Here is a 16,596-nt window from a genome sequence, read left to right on the forward strand (position 1 = left end):
GCCATTGTATTAAGCCTATAGTTTGCCATTATAGTTACAAAATACGCATAAGTACGTGTTTATGGATATTTAGTATAAATATTTAATTTATCAAAATATTGTTAATAAACTAAGTATAAACCACTAAATGTATTTAATTAGCATAAATGAAAACAAACTTAAGTTTTTCTTAATATTTTAAGATATTTTGCCACTTTTGTGGAAAATTAATAGTAAAGTGCCTACTAAATTTACTATATTTAAAGGCAATTCGATATAAGGAATTTAAATCCGTCATTAACGCATAAAAGTCCAATTGATAAGAAGACTGTTACCTAAGTAAATAAGCTGAAAACTGTTAAGAGGGTTTTAGGCTGAAAAAGCTGATAGTTGGCATCTTAGATGCTGAAGGCTCCTTACATGACAAATTATCGCTTCCTTCTAACTTATCTTCACGCCAGAGTCCATCTTTCTCAGTTTTATCTGTAAATATATATACTCCTTCTCCTTGACATTTATTATTAGCAAAGTTTCCTCTATATTCGTTTCCGTTTCTCAATTTTAAATATCCCAGTCCTTGCAACTGATCATTTTTAAACTGCCCTAAATAATAGTTAATATTACTTTCTGCCGGATATGATAATCTCCCACAACCACTACGTTTATTATTCTTAAAGTCTCCATAGTATTGAAAATTATTCTGCTTAAAAGCCATCAACCCTCTACCGTTGGCTTCTTTAGTTTTTGGATCGATCTGCCCGTAATATTTATAGACGTTAGTTTCCCAGGTTGCTTTGCCTGTAGCTGCGGGGGGGGAGGATAGCTGTTGATCGCTATCGCAAGGTAGCTGAGAGAATTTTTTGATTGTAGAAAGCGGTTTCGGAGTAACTGCTTGCGGTTGTGGAGTAAGTGTTTGTGGATTTGGAGGAGTTGGTGATTGAGCAAAATATCTAGATACCACATACAAAGACATGATAGATCCAAATAAAACTCCTCCGCCTATTACCATAACTTTCCGATTAGATGCCGATCGCCGACGATCTGACTTTGGTTTTGGTGATGGTGGTGATTGAGTAAGTGCTTGCAACGCTTCTGCTGCTGTTTGGTAACGCTGGCTAAAGTGAGAACGCACCATATTTGTTAACACCTCGGCAAATCTGTCGCTGACATTCACCCGATCGCGCCAAATTATTTCACCTGTTGCGGGATCTTCGGGTAACTTTTGAGGCGGTACGCCTGTCAGTGCTTGAATTCCTAGCATACCTACTGCATACACATCGCTAGATAGTTTCGGCTTGCCATTAGCTTGTTCATTTGGCATATAGCCATTTGTACCAATCAGGATGCTTGATGTGACTAGACCTTGAGTATTCGTCTCCAAGCATTTAATTTCTTTCACTGCTCCAAAATCAATCAGCACAATCTTTCCGTCTTGATGACGACGCATGATATTCTGTGGCTTAATATCACGATGAATAATACTTTGTTGATGGATAAATACTAAAACTTCTAAAACATCCGTGAGCAGTTTTTTTACTTCTGCTTCACCCCAAGGCTGACCTGCTATTATTTCTTTGCTTAAGTCATGCCCATCAATAAATTCTTGTACTAGGTAAAATTCGCCGTTTTCTTCAAAATGGGCGAATAGTTTGGGAACTTGGTTGTGAATGTTGTCTAAGCGATATAAAGTTTCAGCTTCCCGGTTAAATAAACCTTTAGCAATCTTTAGAAGTGCTTCATTCTGGTTTTGCGGCTTCAGGTGTTTGACAACACATTTAGGCTTGGGAGTTGTAGGTATATCCAAATCTTCTGCTAAATATGTCTCGCCAAATCCACCGCTTCCCAAGGGATGAATAATTTTATAACGACTGCGGAGTACTGTGCCAAGAGGATGCATTAGATTTATACAGCATTAAATAAGGTATATAGAATTTAATTTCCGGCAGTTTTAACTAAAAAAATACAACAGTAAATTCAGTCGTTTACTCCTAGACTTTTAATACTTTAAAGGTGGATAACCTATCCGAAAAGTGCTTCTGAGGAGTAAAAAATGGACGAGCAATATACTAAGATTTAATTTTATGTTATTACAATTTTGCCAAATTTTGTTTAAAAAATCTCAGTTTTCCTCCCATTCAACGGTTGATTTACGCCAATGTCACGATGATAGATGAATATCTGTCAGGGATAATGTATGTCATTTATGGTAGCGCATCACCAGAAGAAGCGATGCCTACGGCAACCCGTTTGCGTAGCGTCTCCGACAGGAGAAGCGGGAACGCCAAAATTGAAGGTTAGTTGGATATTTGTTTTTTTGCTAGCTAGTCCCTAAGCAGAAGTCATAGTAACAATTGCCACTATGACTTCTGCTGCGGTTGAGTATTTCTGAGTCTTAATTTAAATTTGCAACTAAACCTTTGCTTCCAAAGATTTGAGTAACTCGGTATTCACGCCTGATTCACGAGTTAGGGCAATTTTGCCAGTGCGGGCGATTTCTTTCAAACCAAATTTTTGTAATACTTGCACGATCGCTACGAGTTTACCTGGATCTCCCACAACTTCTAAGGTGAGAGAATCTTCCGCCACATCCACGACTCGCGCCCGGAAAATCTGAGACAGTTCGATCACTTCTGAGCGATTGCTGGTACTAGCATTCACCTTCAAAAGCATCAATTCCCGCTCGACACAAGGAGTTTCGGTAATATCCTGGACTTTCAGGACATTGACTAACTTGTATAGTTGCTTGGTGAGTTGCTCGATCACGCGATCGTCACCAGGGACAACCATTGTAATTCGGGAGACTCCTCCTTGTTCAGCAGGACCAACAGCAAGGCTTTCAATATTAAAGCCGCGACGCGCAAATAAACTAGATATGCGGGAAAGAACACCCGCCTCATCTTCTACGAGAACTGAAAGGGTATGTTTCATCTTCGCCAACAGAGGCTAGAGCAGGAATTGAGTAACGCAGATACTAGCTAAGGGCAATGCTAGACCTACTACCGCACTAAATTTACAGTGCGACCTCCTATTGTAAACTTAAGCGTTGCACTCGTTGCATTCTCAATCGAGAAATTGTCTAGAAATCATACCGCAAGAAGTAATTTCATTGAATGAATATCTTTTTATTGGCAGATGCGGCATTTTTGTAAAACTTTTATACTCAGATTTGATAAGTCGGTAATAGGAGAAAAGTTTTATGGGTTGGTTAAAAAGATTGTTTGGAATGGAAAAACCTGAAAATGCGGAAGTAAATCCGGCTCCACAGGCTGTACAGCAAGCGCCTAGTGCTAATGTTGCTACTGCTACGCAACCGATACCCCCAGAACGGCTGGGTTTGAGCGGAGAATATGACCAAAGTGGTTTAGCAAAGCGGGTGGCGTTGGCATTCGATCAAGACCCCCAACTCGACGATGTTAATACCCTTTGGGTGGCTCAGACAGGTAGCACTGTAGTGTTGAAAGGTAAAGTCCCCAGTCAAGAAATTCTCAACAAAATGGTTTCTGTGGCGCGTTCTGTAAATGGTGCTACAGATGTTGACACTAACCAAGCGACGATTGGCTAATTACTGCTAATGCGATCGCACCCCCATTGCATAAAATATTTAGGGAACAACTAATGGCGATGCCTGCGGCGGGCTTCTCTACGAGAGGCTACGCCAACCCATCTCTCAATCCAATCTAAAATCGCTTGGTTAACTTGTTCTGGACATTCATCATGGGGACAATGCCCTACGTCTTCCAGATTTAGCAGTTCCAACTTCTCGTTATATTGGGCAAATTGGCTAGCTAGGGCTGGCGGCACAAATCGGTCTTTTTGTCCCCAAATCAAAAGCATCGGAATTGTTAAGGTTGGTAATACTGTCTTGACACTAGGACTAAAATTAATTCCGATCGCAGCTTTGAACAAAGCACTAAACGCCCTCGCAGAACCCCGGTCTTGGGGAGGCCCTGCTAAAATCTCGATCAGTTCATCGGTAATCGCCTCTGGGTTAGCGTAGGCGAGACGTGCCCAGCGACGCAGCACCCCAGGACGGCGCACGAAGTTAAATACAGGTTTAAGAATCAACGGCGAAGCAACAACATTTTTAATTGCTGTGACGAGTGGGCGCAGCATAGGAGGAATTGCTTCTTGTTCTAATGACGGGTCGGGTAAACTCATCATTACCATACCCAGCACCATATCCGGGTGGGCGGCGGCGGCGGCCATCGAAATCAGTGAACCGTTGGAATTGCCTATTAATATTGCTGGTTGACGGATAAATGTTTTCCAGAAATCGTAAACCTGTTCAACCCAGAGTTCGATGCTGTAATTAGCTGCGGCTTTTTCAGAAGCGCCAAAACCCAACATATCTATGGCGTAAACTGTGTGATGCTCACTCAACACCTCTAAATTATGTCGCCAATGACCAATGGAAGCGCCAAAGCCATGTAACAGAATTAGCGGTGTTGTATGGTGGTGACTTTGGCTAGGGCGAATGTAAGTGTAGCGGGTTTGCCAGCCACGCCAAATCCAATCTCTTTGATTACCAACTCGTTCCTGCCAGTGTACCGTAGTGGTCATATATACAAAATTTTGCAGTCTACCAACTAATTTTGACTACCTCTAGTGTAAATTACCAGCCATACTCGCTATAAAAGATTCCTTTTTTTATATTTTCAATTGCTTGCTTTACGTATTGAACTATATTCTTGGGAAGAGCTTCAAATTCAAACCAACCCAAATCGTCACATTTTTGAGGTTCCATATTTTCAGGTTCGTATTTCCATTTCTTTGCCAAAATAAAAGCATCAATCCATTCTTCCCCAGAATCTTTGCGATGAATAATATGAACTACTTCCAAGTCTTGTATATTTAAATCTATTCCCACTTCTTCTTTTGCTTCTCTGACTACAGCCTGCACAAAAGTTTCATTTCCATCTACTAAACCGGCAACAACACTATAGTTACCATCTTGATATCCTGTATTAAAACGTCTAATAAGTAATATTTTATCATCCTTAATCAAAATTAAGTGAGAGGCTGGTATCAGCCTAAATGGATTATTTTTCATCAGATTCATTATGAAAAATTTTCATAAAGTTCATGATACTTACTATCTGCATTTGTTTTTAATAAGCGATATGCACTTCAAATTCTAAGTTGTATAAAGGTTTGACTAATCATGGTAGAAAAAGATAAATGAATAATTCTAAAGAATATGTATACTATTGAAAATTTTACCTCCATTGATTATATCAAGCGAACTTAGAAAGTAAAAAAGCAGGGAGGATGGGAGAAAAACCACGTCACAAGGGGAGTTGCTCTCAATCAAGGGAGAAAAAGAGGAGGGGGCTTTTGCCCACATGGATGGGGCAAGGTTTGTACCTTTTCCCCTGCCCCATTCCCTATTTATCTAACAAATTGGGGCATAATTTCGGCAGCAGTGAATATTCCATAGATGCCGCGTTGGTGCAATTGTCTGCCCGCTTTGAGATAGCCGAAGGCAGGGCCGCAGACATTGGCTGCCATGCTGGTTTCATCTCCGAGAGTAAATGTATGGGTAGAAATCTTTCCTTCAAAGGTACGTCCTGTTACCTTTACATTGGTGCTGAGAGGCTTTTTGGGATTGCGGGTATCGACTACACCACCAACTGTAACGCGATCGCGCCCTACTATCCCGGCTACTTCTAACATCACATCATCAGCGTGTTCCATATTTTTCAAGGTCAGCACGCCATTAGTTTTATCTAGTAGTGCTTCTACTTCTGCATCAGTCATCGCCCTAGCAGCTTCTACTGTGTAACCAGGCATGTGGCCGATGTCTTCCCGAACAGTGGCGCGGTAAGCTTCCCAGTTAGCAATTCCCACCCCAAAGGTAATTTCAACTTGATGAATTTCGGCATAGCTTTGGGCGGCCAAAGCTGCTGCTGCTGTTAATAGTCCAGGGGTAGCACCGCATCCTGTCATATAAGTAATCCCGGCGGCTTGCAGTTCCTCTTTCATCGCTAGGAGTTGTTCTACAGCAGTGGTGCGTTTGATTGCATCCACTAGTACCCCACGCCAACCAGATTTGATAAATTCCTTGGCGACATTGGGAATAAAGTCATTTGGCAGGTTGGGTAAAGCCAGAAAATACCCATCTACTTCAGCTATTTCGATTAAATCCTGAATACTTTGATTTGTTAATGTACCAATTGGCTCTAAATAACCCACCGAACCTTGGGACTGATAGGTTGCAATGGATTCTTGGGTATTTAAACCGTCATCAGCATAAGCGTAGCCTTTTTGATCTGCTGCTGCGACTAAAATCATTTCTCGTTTGCCAGCAACTACCTTAGCGGCTGCTTGTCCGAGTCCGCCAAAACCCAGTACTCCTACACGTATCGCTGGCGAAATATTTAGAGAATTTTTGATTTGTTCAGAATTCATAGTCAATTCGTTAAGTTGAATCAAAAGCCTTGATTATTCGGCATCTCAGCTTCCGGCTGGTAACTGGTGGCTGATGGCTGATAACTCAAAGCTATAGAGATTAATTATGATTCATTATCCTGGGTTCTTTGGCTGGATATTGCAGATATTTATCTACTAGCGATCGCTTTTGAGTTTTTTGACTGGGAATATATCAGATTTAAACCAATGGCCGCAACTGGCAACCGAGAGGAAGGCTTAATAATACTGGCTAAACTTGAAACTTTGACACAATAGAGTTTCTGGCACGATGATGCAAACACTCACGGAGGCGATCGCCTAAAGTGGTAGGAAGTTGTTAAAATTCTGAGCATTATGAAGCGCATTTGCACTAAAGTTAATATTTTTACAATAACTTCATTATCTGCTTTTCTATTTGCTAACACCACTAATTTATTGCTAGTGCAGACAGTCACAGCTAAACCAGTACAAACAAAAAAGCAAGTCAATCAACCAATACCATTTAACTCAAAAGTACGAATATATCCTGCAAATAATAGCTTACCAGCAAGCCGTTTGATGACGATTGAAAGCGCTATTAAAAAGTCTAGTAAGATGCAAATAACAGAAACAAAACTTACAACATACGAAGAATTTGCAGCCAAAACAGGGCTATATAAATCATCGATTTCCAACAACCGGATGGTCTGGATAGTGACTGGTTTTGTCCAAGGTGAGTTGAGAATGTCTAGAGGTAGAAGTGTCTGTACTGATAACGCTAAACTTGTGGAAGTAAGGGATGCTGAAACTGGCGATTCTTTTGGTAGAAGTATTTACTGTCCTCCAAACAACCAAATAAATTTCATGCCGTAAAGTTGACTTAGAATCAAAATAACTTGTCTTCAGGAGATTGACTTTCATGACATATATCTCCCCAAAAGCTCTCACATTTGAAGATTTTATCTCCCAATATCAAGACAATCCCCGCTATGAACTAGCAGATGGAGAACTAATTGACATGGAACCCACTGGCCCGCATGAAACGGTGAGTGGTAAACTTGCAACCCAAATTGGCATCTACCTTGTTGCAGAACAACTCCCCTGGTTTATTCCTCGCACTTGTTTAATTTACCCCTTTGCAGATACAGCTACAGTTCGTCGTCCTGATATTGTGGTTCTTGATGAAACCGTTCTTGATCGCGAACCCCTTTGGGAGCGAGAACCCGTAATTACTCTTGGACGCTCAATTAAATTGGTGGTGGAAGTTGTTAGCACTAATTGGGAAACTGACTATGCAAGAAAGGTTGAGGAATATGCGCTTTTAGGCATCCCTGAATATTGGATTGTCGATTATCGAGGATTAGGCGGTGTAGCATTTATTGGGAAACCCAAACAACCTACATTCACCGTTTGTCAATTGGTTGAAGACAGCTATACTCAACAACAATACCGACTCAACCAATTAATTAACTCGCTACTTTTACCCGGTATTAAACTTCGGTTAGATGACATTCTGCCTCGTTAAGTGTAGGCATAGTTGATTAATATAGCAATTTTGGCAGCAATAAGCCTTAATTAGAATGATGTCTAAGCGTAGCTCGTCGTAGACATCGCTTCATTATCTATAGTGATCATGAAGCTTGCTTAGCAGCAATTTTAACGCTCATAAATTTCTAATGGTAAATTGTCTGGGTCTTTAAAGAAAGTATATTTTTTGCCTGTAATTTCATCAACTCTGATATTTTCTACCTCTAACCTTTTTGATTTTAAATAATAAACAGTTTCCTCTACATCATCAACTTGAAAAGCAAGATGTCTTAAACCACAAGACTCTGGTTTACTAGGTCGTTCTGGAGGATTTGGGAAAGAGAATAGTTCGATTTGAGTATTTTCTGCAACTTTTAAATCTAATTTATAAGAATTTCTGGCGGCGCGAAAAGTCTCTTGAATAATCGGAAAGCCTAAAACTTCTACATAAATTTTTTGGAGCGATCGTAGTCAGAACAAATAACAGCTACATGATGAATACCAGTGGTTTTCATTGGAGTTTTGCTTTTTTTAGTACAATTATTAAGAGAGTGTACGTAGGTGGGAACCCAATCACATTACACCCTCTTAAGTCGAGGTTAAGCTTTAATGTTTTTGATTGATATTACCTTTCTTTTCATGAACAAGCCAATAGTGCCAAAACGACGGTTTATTCATAACTCTTCGGTTCTTATCTAAAACTCACGTTACTTTAAATGTTCGGTAAAAAATGACGTGAGTTTATCAAAGGGAATTAACTCAACTCTGTCATATAAATCAACGTGTCCTGCTTTGGGAATGATATATAATTCTTTGGGTTCGGCTGCACGTTTGTAGGCATCTTCACTAAACTCTCTTGAGTGAGCCTTATCACCCGTGATGAAAAGCATAGGACGAGGGGAAATCGTTTCTATGTCATTAAACGGATAAAAATTCATAAACTTAACGTTACTGCTTAACGTCGGGTGCGTTGTGAGTTCCGGCAATCCTCCTTTAGGCGTGTATTCACCTCTCGGTGTACGGTAGAAATCATAAAACTCACGCTGGATAGGGTGTGTGTTTTCATCTAACTTATGTACAGTCCCACTGGTGTATTTGGTTTCACCATCGGTAAACTCTACATAACGTTGCTTTGCAGCCTCCTCCTGGCTTTTCTTTCTTTGCTCAAGGGTCAGCGAATGATTAAGTGCATTTCGGTTGGCTGCTCCCATATCGTACATGCTGACTGTGGCAACAGCTTTCATTCGCGGATCAATCTTAGCGGCACTAATAACAAAGCTTCCGCTACCACAAATTCCAATTATTCCGATTCGGTTTCTGTCAACAAATGGACGTGTCCCAAGAAAGTCAACTGCTGCACTGAAATCTTCAGAATAAATATCAGGCGCAACAGCGTTGCGTGGTTCGCCCTCACTCTCACCCCAGAAAGACAAGTCAAGAGATAAAGTCACAAACCCTCGTTCAGCCATATTTGCAGCATACACGTTGGCACTTTGTTCTTTTACAGCTCCCATCGGATGCCCAACAACGATCGCCGAATGTTTTTTACTCCGATCTAAATTCTTGGGAATAAATAAATGTCCCGCAACATTCATTTTGTATTGGTTTTTAAAAGTAACCTTATACATCGTAACGTTGTCGCTTACCTGAAAAGTTGTATATCCCTGTGGTGTTATTTGTTCCATTTCTTTTGTTTTTTCTGATTGTGCTTTTTGTTCTGTTTGTGTGTAAGCTTGCCCGCTGATCATCAGAGCCATCATCGGTAAAATTAATATAGATTTCATATAATTTCTCCCCTTTTAATTGTGAGATTTACACATGAAATTGCTGCTCTATTAATCTGAAATTTCTCCAAATATCAATCTGGTTTTATCAGCAGCGTGTCTTCTTTTTGCTGTATAAGTCCAATTATGCGGGCGTGAAAACGGATAGCGTTAGGACGTTCATTGAAAAAAACCGGACAATTCTCCAAAAAATCGCCGTGCAACGTGCTGAACAGAAACAAAATGTTTAATATAAATTTATGAACGCAAAAGAAGCAGAATTTGAAAAGCGAAAGATGCAGATCAATCGGGAGGAGCTGATCGAAAGAATGATTCGTCTCGCTCCCGAAAACAGCCTTTTGGAAGTGTTTCCAGGTATTTTCATCTATCAATCGTCGAAGCCGACCGAGAGCCAGGTATCCGTATTAAAGCCCGCTTTCTGCGTCATCGCGCAGGGCAGCAAAGATGTGCTTTTGAACGATGAATTATTTCACTATGATTCCGGTCATTACTTAATCTCGACGCTTGATTTGCCGATTATGAGTAATGTCGTCGAAGCGTCCGAGGAAAAACCTTATTTGAATCTTCGCATAGACCTCGACCCAGCACTTGTTGCTGCGGTGATGATTGAATCTGGCATCGAAACTAAAAAAAGCGGCACCGGAGTCAAGGCGATGGATGTCAGCCCGGTTGATGCCGATTTGCTGGAAGCGGTCGTCAAATTGGTGAAACTATTTGACACGCCGGACGAAATGAAGTTTCTCGCGCCGCTGATCGTTCGCGAGATCATTTATCGGCTTTTAAAGGGAAAACAGAGCGCACGCCTGGGTCAGCTCATCACTACGGAAGGCGACGCGCAGCGCATCTCCAGGGTGGTCAAGCAAATCCGCGAGAACATTGATCAGCCGATGAAAATCGAAGATACAGCCCGCGAACTCGGCATGAGCGTGTCAAGCTTTCACCAACATTTTAAGTCCGTCACGGCGATGAGTCCTTTGCAGTTCCAGAAACAAATACGGCTTCAGGAAGCGCGCCGTCTGATGCTCGGCGAAAACATTGATGTGGCGATCGCCAGCTTTCGCGTCGGTTACGATGACCCGTCTTATTTCAGCCGGGAATATAAAAAACTATTTGGTATTCCCCCGCATCGTGACATCGCCAAGCTTCGCAGCAATTTAGGGCAATAAGAAAACAAGCCTTAATTTTTGCATCGTCTTACTTGGGCGATCGCATCATTGAACTACCTAACCGCTATGAAACTGTTGCTTGATCGGGGATTACCACTCTCTGCGGCAGTATTGCTACGTGATGCAGGTATCGACACTATCTATCTGGGTGAAATTGGGATGTCTGAAGCTGAAGATGCAGAAATCATCCAGAAAGCTAGAGAAGAGAGACGTGTTGTTGCTACACTCAATGCAGATTTTCATACATTGCTAGCACTTGATGAAGCAACTACTCCTTCAGTCATTCGTATTCGGATTGAAAGGTTACGTTCTCAAGCATTAGCGAATTTGTTGCTGACGGTAATCGCTGAGTGTGAAGAGGATTTGGAACAAGGAGCAGCCGTTACAGTTGAGCCAAGCCGTATTCGTATTCGTCGTTTACCATTGTTGCCTGATGTCTAACCTTTCGCATATTTAACTAAAATTTATATTTAATCAGCAAAAAGGCTTATTGCTTTGTCAAAACTTCATATTCAATAAGCGAAAAGACATATTGCTTACTCAAAATGACATTTTACTTTCTCAAAAGCAGCTTTTACTTTCTCATTTTAGTGTTTTCCGCAAGCAAAACAAGCTTTTACTTTCTCAAAAGCAGCTTTTACTTTCTCATTTTGGTGTTTTCCGCAAGCAAAACAAGCTTTTACTTTCTCAAAAGCAGCTTTTATTTTCTCATTTTGGTGTTTTCCGTAAGTAAAACAAGCTTTTACTTTCTCAAACCCCAGTTTACTTATTTATTTAAGTAATTTCTGCATTCATTTTGGCATATCGTTAAGCCACTAGCTTGGGATCGCTTCATTCAGCAAAAATCCTTCAGATGCTGCTTAATATATTAATTTAATACCTAGACATTACTATGATCGCGTAGTTATATTTAATTTTTCAGCGCATTCACTTTATGTTGGAAAAATTGAAGCCTCTGCGACACTTGGGAAAGTTAAAACCGATTCGTAATTATATTAATAAATTTATTTACCCTTCTCTAAAATTTTTAGTTTTTAGCATGATGTCTCGGCAGTCAATATGGAGTTTTGGGTCGTCAAAGAGCCACCACAGCAGGATATGGGTGTCGATGAGGTAGCTCATTCCCATTGCTGGAGTTCATCTTCTGGTAGTGGTTCAAAGAAAGCATCACCGAGTTGTCCTTTCAATAAACCAGGGGTGCGCGGTTCGACTTCGCTCACCGCAAGAGGTTGTGTATGTTCTTGACTTAAACCTAGCCGAAAGTAGTGAATTAGGTCATAAAGTTCTGCTAGTTTGTCTTCAGGGATGTCTTGCAATTCTTGGACAATCTTTTGGATCAGCATAAGTCAAACTCTTCGCTGGTTGTTAATTAATAAGTTAGGAATATGCGACTACTTTGTTGCTCAATTGAGGAATAAAATATTTTTTCTCGCTTTGCGCTTTAGCGCGAAACTTTCATACCGTTAATTAGCAAGGCTGAATTACTATTCCTGTAAAACAGTCTTTGATACAATCCTAGTTTTCTTCAAGTCAGCTTCAGAAAGTTTTTCCCCAGCTTGCAAGCGAGTGGCGGAAGTTTGCAACACTGTCGCTGCACCTTTATCTCCTATTTGTAAGGCAGTTTTGGCTGCTGTTTGTAGCATTGTGGCTGCACCAGTGCGATCGCCTTGTTGCAATTTAGCCTCGGCTAACTGGGTTTGGCGATACTTCGCTAATGCTAAAATAGACTGTTGCACCTGGGGATTAGATGTCGGTTGATACGCCTGCACTACATCTGCATACACTGGCATCAAGGGCGAAAGTAAACCTTGTTCGTTAACCAATGGGTCATCATAACGAATTTGCAAATGCCCGATCGCTTGCTTCCCTTCTGGCAATTGTCCCAGATAAATGTTAGCCAAAACTACCCGTTCTACATCCTGCATCAAATCTCCCAAACGCACAGCAAAGCCACCGTCAGCTTCAGTTTCCACTGGTAACTCGATTGTGTCTGGGGCAACTTGGGCAATGGGTTTCAATTCTGCTAATCGGACATTGGGCACTAAAGATAACAGCAAGTAAGCATTAGTTAGCCCAATCGATTGAATCCGTCCAAACAGTCGGCTAAATTGATCTACAGCTTGTTCGGGACGTTCGATATAAGCTAAAGTACCACCACCGACATCGGCAATGTTTTCTAGCATATCTTGATTCCAGCTATTGCCAAATCCGAAAGTGTTGATAGTTAGGTTCAGCTTGGCAGCCTTTTGCGCCAGTTTCAGACAGCGCTTATTGTCATCTCGCCCAATATCCCACTTCCAAATCCGCAAACCGCTTTCACCATGCCCATCCGTCAGCAGAAACGCCTGGGAAACAGCGCCTCTTGTACCCTTCATCAGTTCTGTAATTCCCAATTCCAAACCATTAGCGATCGCAGTGCCGCCGCTAGCAGTCAGTTTGCTTTTTATTTGAGATTTAATGCTTTCGGGGTCTTCAATCGCTTGGTTAGGGATAATGACTTCCGCAGTGCCAGAAAAAGCTACAACCGAGATGCGATCGCCTACTTTCAACCGATCGATTAAACCTTCCACCGCCTGGATCGCCATTTTAATTGGATGTCCATGCATGGAACCACTTTTATCCAAAATCAAGCAGAGATTAAGAGGGAGATTTTGATCGGACTCACCAGCGATTGCCGAAATTGTAATTGCCAATTGACGTTGGCTACTTGTTTGAGCCAGATCAACATTATTGTCATTTAACGCCGAGAGCAATTTAACTTTCATCTAAACTTGAGTTTACTGGGGAGGAGTATCTTGCAAAACTGTTTTGGAGACAATTCTGGTTTTCTTGCGATCGCTTTCAGATAAATCTCCACCAGATTGTAGCTGGGTGGCAGAAGTTTGCAACACTGTCGCTGCACTAGTATCTCCCATTTGCAAGGCAGTTTTCGCAGCCGTTTGTAACATTGTCGCCGCACCAGAGCGATCGCCCTGTTGTAATTTCGTTTCGGCTAGCTGGGTTTGGCGATACTTCGCTAATGCCAAAATAGACTGTTGCACCTGGGGATTCGGGTCTGCTTGGTAGTTTTTCACTACATGGGCATAAACTGGTATATTTGGTGTAACTAAACCTACTTTGTTAGCGGCTGGGTCATCGTAGCGGACTTGCACATTAGCGATCGCTTGTTCACCTGTTGGCAATTGTCCCAAATAAATATTAGCTAAGATTACCCGTTCTGCATCTTTCATTAAATCTCCCAATCGCACAGCGAAACGTCCATCAGCTTCTTGTTGCAGTGGTAACTCGATTGTGTCTGGGGAAACTTGGGCGATAGGTTTAAGTTCCGCTAACCTGACATTGGGCATCAGAGAGAATAACAGATAAGCATTAGTCAATCCCACGGTTTGAACGCGGCTGAACAGGCGATTAAACTCTTCCACCGCCTGTTCGGGTTTTTGAATATAAGATAAAGTACCTAAGCCAGCATCGGCAATTTTTTCTAAAACATCTTGGTTCCAGTTGTCACCAAATCCCAAAGTATTTAAAGTCAAATTATAGCTAGCAGCCAATTGGGCGAATTTCAAACAGCGATTGTTATCACCGTGTTCATTTTCCCCGTCGGTTAACAAAAAGGCTTGGGAAACAGTATCTTTTTTGCCCTTCGCCAACTCCTCAATCCCCAAACGGAGTCCTTCATCAATTGCAGTTCCACCATCGGCGGCTAGGCGATTAATTTGCTGCTTGATTTTCTCTGGATTTTCGATACTTTGACTGGGTACTAAGACTTTGGCCCGGTGATCGAAAACTACCACACTGAGGCGATCGCCAGGGTTGAGTCTATCTACCAGACGATTCGCGGCTTTTTTCACCGTTTCTAGCGATCGCCCATTCATCGAACCACTATGATCGAGAATTAAACATAAATTCAAAGGTACATGGCGGTCTTGATTTTCTGCGATCGCCGAAATCGAAATTCCCAACTGACGTTGACTGTTCAGTTGATTTGCGTCCAAATTACCATCATTCAAGGCAGGCTGCAAATTAACCTTCATAACTCAGAGTCCCTATTCAGGATATACATATTAAAAAATAACTTCAAAGCACTACTTTAGCTCTACGGAAAACTTATCTAACATAAATACACTAATATAATCAGAATATCTTAGAAGCCAAGCATTGGCAGATGCGAAGCCACCTTCAGCATTAGGGAGAAATCCGCACCTTAAGGAAGACTGGCATCGCGCTAGGATGTATTACAGTTAACGGCATAGTTTCAGGCGATCAGTTGCTATGGACATTTCCCCAATTAAGGCTGTTCAAGCCCCATATTACGGCGATAACTTTTACCGGACACCACCGCCAGATTTACCTTCCCTCTTATTGAAGGAGCGAATTGTCTATATTGGGATGCCTCTGGTGCCTGCTGTCACGGAATTAATCGTGGCCCAATTGCTGTTTTTGCAATCCGACGATCCCGAAAAACCGATTAAAATCTATATCAACTCCACCGGCACTTCCGGTTACAGTGGCGAACCTATTGGCTTTGAAACCGAAGCCTTCGCCATCTATGACACCATGAAATATATCAAACCTCCTATACATACCATCTGCGTCGGTTCCGCGATGGGTATGTCAGCGATGCTTCTGAGTGCTGGTACAAAAGGTTGCCGCGCTAGTTTGCCTCATTCCTCGATTATCCTGCATCAGCCCAAGAGCTACGCCCAAGGTCAAGCAACGGATATTCAAATTCGCGCCAGGGAAGTTTTGGTAAATAAAGGGGCGTTAGTTGATATTTTACATCGCACCACTGGACAGGCTCCAGAAAAAATTACTAAAGACATGGATCGGTTGTTATATTTAACACCTTACGAAGCGAAGGAATACGGCTTGATTGACCGAGTTTTTGAGAAAGAAGAACTCGCAAATCCCCCACTCCCTGCCAGTGTCCTCTAGTGAGTGCTGAGTGCTGAGTGCTGAGTGCTGAGTGCTGAGTTATTAAGTTAGGAGTTATCAGTTATTCCTAACTCTCCAACTGCCCCAAATTATTAAAAACGGAGTAAATTATGCCTATAGGCGTTCCTAAAGTTCCTTACCGGATGCCCGGGGGACAATATACAGATTGGATTAGCATCTATGATCGCCTTTACCGGGAACGGATTATATTCTTGGGGCGTGATATTGATGATGAAATCGCCAATCAAATTATCGCTGTAATGCTGTATCTGGATTCAGATGATCCAGGTAAAGATATTTATTTATACATCAATTCCCCAGGTGGGATGGTTACATCTGGTATGGCGATTTTTGACACCATGCAACATATCAAATCAGATGTAGTGACTATTTGCGTGGGTTTAGCTGCTTCAATGGGGTCTTTCCTGCTAGCAGCTGGCACCAAAGGCAAACGACTAGCATTGCCTCACTCACGGATTATGATTCACCAGCCTTCAGGTGGTACCCGTGGACAAGCAACCGATATCGAAATTGAAGCTAGAGAGATTCTGCGGATTCGTCACCAGCTCAATGGCATTTATGCCGATAAAACCGGTCAGACCATAGAAAAGATTGAAAAAGACATGGATCGTGACTTTTTCATGTCTGCTGAAGAAGCAAAAGAATACGGCTTAATTGACCGTGTGATTGAAGAACGAACCTCGGTAATAACTGGGGAGTAGAAAGGCGGAGGGGCGGAGGGGCAGAGGGGCAGAGGGGCAGAGGGGCAGAGGAAGAATTCTAACTCCTAACTCCTAACTCCTAGCTCGCTAATCCCC

The 16,596-nt window shown here is 41.8% G+C and carries 17 protein-coding genes and 1 pseudogene; 8 read left to right on the forward strand and 10 right to left on the reverse strand.

The window, feature by feature from the left end; all coding sequences use genetic code 11:
- Positions 1 to 337 precede the first annotated feature (337 nt).
- Both RMY16_RS06475 and ilvN read right to left on the reverse strand, forming a co-directional pair.
- On the reverse strand, positions 338 to 1,876 hold the full coding sequence (locus RMY16_RS06475; RefSeq protein WP_322735669.1) for a protein kinase domain-containing protein: 1,539 nt from the start codon (positions 1,874 to 1,876) through the stop codon (positions 338 to 340).
- A gap of 512 nt (positions 1,877 to 2,388) precedes the next feature.
- Complete coding sequence (gene ilvN, locus RMY16_RS06480) at positions 2,389 to 2,907, reverse strand: acetolactate synthase small subunit (RefSeq protein ID WP_322663226.1); 519 nt, start codon at positions 2,905 to 2,907, stop codon at positions 2,389 to 2,391.
- A gap of 268 nt (positions 2,908 to 3,175) precedes the next feature.
- Between ilvN and RMY16_RS06485 the strand changes: the two genes are divergently transcribed.
- Positions 3,176 to 3,541: a BON domain-containing protein gene (locus RMY16_RS06485; RefSeq protein ID WP_322663224.1), complete on the forward strand. Its 366-nt coding sequence runs from the start codon at positions 3,176 to 3,178 to the stop codon at positions 3,539 to 3,541.
- 50 nt (positions 3,542 to 3,591) lie between these two features.
- On the opposite strand, the gene RMY16_RS06490 is transcribed toward RMY16_RS06485, so the two are convergent.
- The 3 genes from RMY16_RS06490 to bioU all read right to left on the reverse strand — a co-directional run bounded on the left by RMY16_RS06490 (position 3,592) and on the right by bioU (position 6,387).
- Entirely contained in the window at positions 3,592 to 4,539 is a 948-nt protein-coding gene (locus RMY16_RS06490) for an alpha/beta fold hydrolase (RefSeq protein ID WP_322735671.1), read from the reverse strand.
- A 52-nt stretch (positions 4,540 to 4,591) separates the two neighbouring features.
- Complete coding sequence (locus RMY16_RS06495; RefSeq protein WP_322735673.1) at positions 4,592 to 5,029, reverse strand: NUDIX hydrolase; 438 nt, start codon at positions 5,027 to 5,029, stop codon at positions 4,592 to 4,594.
- A gap of 338 nt (positions 5,030 to 5,367) precedes the next feature.
- Positions 5,368 to 6,387 (reverse strand): (S)-8-amino-7-oxononanoate synthase BioU, encoded by a 1,020-nt coding sequence (gene bioU, locus RMY16_RS06500; RefSeq protein ID WP_322663220.1) that lies wholly within the window; start codon positions 6,385 to 6,387, stop codon positions 5,368 to 5,370.
- Between the two features lie 354 nt (positions 6,388 to 6,741).
- On the opposite strand from bioU, the gene RMY16_RS06505 reads away from it, so the two are divergent.
- Positions 6,742 to 7,239 carry a hypothetical protein gene (locus RMY16_RS06505; protein ID WP_322735675.1) on the forward strand — a complete coding sequence of 166 codons (498 nt, stop codon included), beginning with the start codon at positions 6,742 to 6,744 and terminating at the stop codon, positions 7,237 to 7,239.
- A gap of 46 nt (positions 7,240 to 7,285) precedes the next feature.
- On the forward strand, positions 7,286 to 7,891 hold the full coding sequence (locus tag RMY16_RS06510) for a Uma2 family endonuclease (RefSeq protein WP_322735676.1): 606 nt from the start codon (positions 7,286 to 7,288) through the stop codon (positions 7,889 to 7,891).
- A gap of 131 nt (positions 7,892 to 8,022) precedes the next feature.
- Here RMY16_RS06510 and RMY16_RS06515 read toward each other — a convergent pair.
- Positions 8,023 to 8,408, reverse strand: a pseudogene (locus tag RMY16_RS06515) (VOC family protein).
- Positions 8,409 to 8,600: 192 nt separating this feature from the next.
- The gene (locus RMY16_RS06520; protein WP_322735677.1) at positions 8,601 to 9,677 is read right to left on the reverse strand and encodes an alpha/beta hydrolase; all 1,077 of its coding nucleotides are present in this window, start codon (positions 9,675 to 9,677) and stop codon (positions 8,601 to 8,603) included.
- A gap of 239 nt (positions 9,678 to 9,916) precedes the next feature.
- Between RMY16_RS06520 and RMY16_RS06525 the strand changes: the two genes are divergently transcribed.
- From RMY16_RS06525 to RMY16_RS06535, 3 genes are all read left to right on the forward strand, one after another.
- Positions 9,917 to 10,843: an AraC family transcriptional regulator gene (locus tag RMY16_RS06525; protein WP_322735679.1), complete on the forward strand. Its 927-nt coding sequence runs from the start codon at positions 9,917 to 9,919 to the stop codon at positions 10,841 to 10,843.
- Between the two features lie 18 nt (positions 10,844 to 10,861).
- Positions 10,862 to 11,284: a DUF5615 family PIN-like protein gene (locus RMY16_RS06530; protein ID WP_322735680.1), complete on the forward strand. Its 423-nt coding sequence runs from the start codon at positions 10,862 to 10,864 to the stop codon at positions 11,282 to 11,284.
- Between the two features lie 91 nt (positions 11,285 to 11,375).
- Positions 11,376 to 11,576, forward strand: coding sequence for a hypothetical protein (locus RMY16_RS06535; RefSeq protein WP_322735682.1), 201 nt, complete (start codon positions 11,376 to 11,378; stop codon positions 11,574 to 11,576).
- A 385-nt stretch (positions 11,577 to 11,961) separates the two neighbouring features.
- Here RMY16_RS06535 and RMY16_RS06540 read toward each other — a convergent pair whose 3' ends face one another.
- From RMY16_RS06540 to RMY16_RS06550, 3 genes are all read right to left on the reverse strand, one after another.
- Positions 11,962 to 12,186: a hypothetical protein gene (locus RMY16_RS06540; RefSeq protein WP_322735684.1), complete on the reverse strand. Its 225-nt coding sequence runs from the start codon at positions 12,184 to 12,186 to the stop codon at positions 11,962 to 11,964.
- Between the two features lie 141 nt (positions 12,187 to 12,327).
- Complete coding sequence (locus RMY16_RS06545) at positions 12,328 to 13,608, reverse strand: VWA domain-containing protein (RefSeq protein ID WP_322735686.1); 1,281 nt, start codon at positions 13,606 to 13,608, stop codon at positions 12,328 to 12,330.
- Positions 13,609 to 13,620: 12 nt separating this feature from the next.
- Positions 13,621 to 14,877: a VWA domain-containing protein gene (locus tag RMY16_RS06550; protein ID WP_322663197.1), complete on the reverse strand. Its 1,257-nt coding sequence runs from the start codon at positions 14,875 to 14,877 to the stop codon at positions 13,621 to 13,623.
- Between the two features lie 238 nt (positions 14,878 to 15,115).
- Between RMY16_RS06550 and RMY16_RS06555 the strand changes: the two genes are divergently transcribed.
- A complete protein-coding gene (locus RMY16_RS06555) occupies positions 15,116 to 15,778 on the forward strand; it encodes an ATP-dependent Clp protease proteolytic subunit (protein ID WP_289797597.1) in 663 nt (220 codons plus the stop codon).
- Positions 15,779 to 15,888: 110 nt separating this feature from the next.
- A complete protein-coding gene (locus RMY16_RS06560) occupies positions 15,889 to 16,500 on the forward strand; it encodes an ATP-dependent Clp protease proteolytic subunit (protein ID WP_179067384.1) in 612 nt (203 codons plus the stop codon).
- Positions 16,501 to 16,596 lie beyond the last annotated feature (96 nt).

The sequence above is a fragment of the Nostoc sp. DedQUE12b genome (genome assembly GCF_034530835.1).
Classification (GTDB): domain Bacteria; phylum Cyanobacteriota; class Cyanobacteriia; order Cyanobacteriales; family Nostocaceae; genus Nostoc.